Origin of the sequence: Blautia sp. HCP28S3_G10 (genome assembly GCF_052065235.1) — a bacterium.
Classification (GTDB): domain Bacteria; phylum Bacillota; class Clostridia; order Lachnospirales; family Lachnospiraceae; genus Blautia_A.
Map to the genome: position 1 here is coordinate 1 of NZ_JBQHUL010000080.1, position 2,564 is coordinate 2,564.

The following is a 2,564-nucleotide window of genomic DNA, read 5'->3' on the forward strand; positions in this document are numbered from 1 at the left end:
TGAATAATCCGGTGCCCGTGTCCCTGCTGTCCGGTGACAGGAAACCGCAAATCCGTTTTTTAGGAAACCACCATTCCGGTAGTGGAAACCTTTATCATAAATCCTTTAGAATGTAATCATGCACCAGCTGGTGTAAATTCATTCAAAGGAGGTCATGACCATGACCAAGTATCGAGAGATTCTCAGGCTAAAAAGTCTGGGACTCAGTCAGCAGAGCATTGCCGACAGCTGCAATGTCTCCAAGAAAACGGTTAATCGCGTTTTGAAGCGTGCAAAGGAATTAAATATTTCCTGGCCGCTTGATAAAAGCGATACCGATGCTGTTCTTGCAGAAATGTTTTTTCCTTCTGCAAAGCAAGTCAGATCCAATAAACGGATGCCTGACTACGATTATGTCCACAAAGAATTACTCCGTAACGGAGTCAGTAAGAAACTCTTGTGGACAGAATACATGGAGGATTGTCATGCAAATGGCGAAGAACCACTTATGTATTCCCAGTTCTGCTATCACATCCAGAAGGATGAGCAGAAACGACGTGCTACCATGCATATCAACCGGAAACCTGGTGAGCAGGTTGAGGTCGATTGGGCAGGAGATCCTGCAACAATCATTGATCCGGATACCGGTGAGATCACCAAAGCCTATATATTTGTCGGCGTGATGACTTATAGTCAGTACGCATATGTGGAAGCATTTCTGGATATGAAGCAGAAATCATGGATTAATGCCCATGTTCATATGTACGAATATTTTGGTGGTGTTGCCAGAATTCTCGTACCGGATAACTGTAAAACAGCAGTTGTCCACAATGGTGGCTTTAAAGACCAGCAGGTCAATGAAACTTATCAGGAAATGGCCGAATACTACGGCACCGCTATTATCCCGGCGCGTGTCAGGGCTCCAAAAGATAAGCCGAATGCTGAGGGGACAGTAGGAAATATTTCTACTTGGATCACAGCAGCTCTTCGGAATGAACAGTTCTTCTCCCTTGCCGAATTGAATCTGGCAATCAGAGATAAGCTGGAACTGTTCAACCAAAGGCTCTTTCAGAAGAAAGAGGGTAGTCGGCGAAGCTTATTTCTTGGGGAAGAAAAACCATTGCTGGCACCATTACCTGCTACCCGTTTTGAACTGAGTGACTGGAAAGCAGCCACTGTCCAGTTCAATTATCACATATCTGTGGACGGAATGCTATACTCCGTTCCGTACGAATACATTAAAAAGAAAGTTGATATAAGGGTAACAGACACCACGATTGAAATTTTCTACAACCATAACCGCATTGCTTCCCATCGTCGTCTAAAAGGACGCCCTGGGCAGTACAGCACCATTACTGAACATATGCCGGCAGACCACCAGAAGTATCTGGAATGGAACGGTGACCGCTTCCGTAAATGGGCTGAGCGGATTGGCATAAATACGTACACTGCAGTCAATGCAATATTGACCTCCAAAAGTGTGGAACAACAAACCTACCGAAGCTGTATGGGGCTTCTTAAGCTTGCTGAGAAGTACTCAGATGCGTTACTGGAAGCTGCCTGTAAAAAGGCATTATCCTATACAGCATCACCCAGTTACAAGAGTATTAAAAACCTACTTGTAACCGGTTCAGAAAAACTGGCATCGGAAGCAATCGATACCAAGACCACACATAAAGCACATGGCATCACACGAGGTGCCGATTACTATCGGAGGTAAACACATATGACAAATCAGAGTACAATGGATAAGTTAATAGAAATGCGCCTTACCACAATGGCAGATGCATTCCGCAACCAACTCAATGACCCAAAATTCAAGGAGGTTCCCTTTGAGGATCAATTCGGTATGCTGGTGGATATCGAATACAGCAGTCGCAAAAACAACCGTCTCAAAAGACTGATCAAGAATGCCGGTTTCGATCAGCCGGAAGCGAATATCATGGATATCAACTATACTTCCGGACGCAAGCTAAACAAGGAACTGATTCGCAGACTTGCTACCTGCGAATATATATCTGAACATCGGAATCTTTTTATTACCGGTGCTACAGGCTGCGGTAAAACTTACATGGCCTGTGCCTTTGGCATGGAAGCCTGTAAGCAGTATTACAATACCAAATATATCCGTCTGCCTGATCTGCTTATTGATCTGGAGGTGGCACGGACAGATGGCAACTACAAAAAGGTGATGGCTAAGTATGCCAATCCCGTTGTCCTGATTTTGGACGAATGGCTTCTATTGAAACCAACGGAATCTGAACAAAGAGATATCTTCGAACTACTCCATCGGAGACGCAAGAAATCTTCAACGATTTTTTGCTCCCAGTATGAGTTCGAGGAATGGTACGACCAACTGGGTGGTGATGATAGTCCTCTGGCAGATGCAATCATTGACCGCATTGCTCATGACAGTTATCGTATCAACATTACAAGCATTGATGCCGAACATGATATCTCGATGCGAGAGGTTTATGGCTTGGACAAAACATTACGTGAGTAAACTCGCATAAGCGGTTCCCGCTAGCCCGGACAGACGGTTTCCCGTCTGCCGGACTTGCGGTGTTACCGCACAAGAATATTCA

2 protein-coding genes are annotated in these 2,564 nt (G+C 44.9%); both read left to right on the forward strand.

The features are described from left to right. The first annotated feature begins 160 nt into the window (after positions 1–160). Positions 161–1,699: an IS21 family transposase gene (istA, locus tag ACTNB8_RS16205; protein WP_441056100.1), complete on the forward strand. Its 1,539-nt coding sequence runs from the start codon at positions 161–163 to the stop codon at positions 1,697–1,699. Positions 1,700–1,705: 6 nt separating this feature from the next. Then, positions 1,706–2,482: an IS21-like element helper ATPase IstB gene (gene istB, locus ACTNB8_RS16210; RefSeq protein ID WP_019161580.1), complete on the forward strand. Its 777-nt coding sequence runs from the start codon at positions 1,706–1,708 to the stop codon at positions 2,480–2,482. The last annotated feature ends 82 nt before the right edge of the window (positions 2,483–2,564 follow it).

Coding starts and splice junctions, on each gene's coding strand:
- istA (WP_441056100.1), top strand. CDS start 161: ATGACCAAGTATCGAGAGATTCTCAGGCTAAAAAGTCTGGGACTCAGT.
- istB (WP_019161580.1), top strand. CDS start 1,706: ATGACAAATCAGAGTACAATGGATAAGTTAATAGAAATGCGCCTTACC.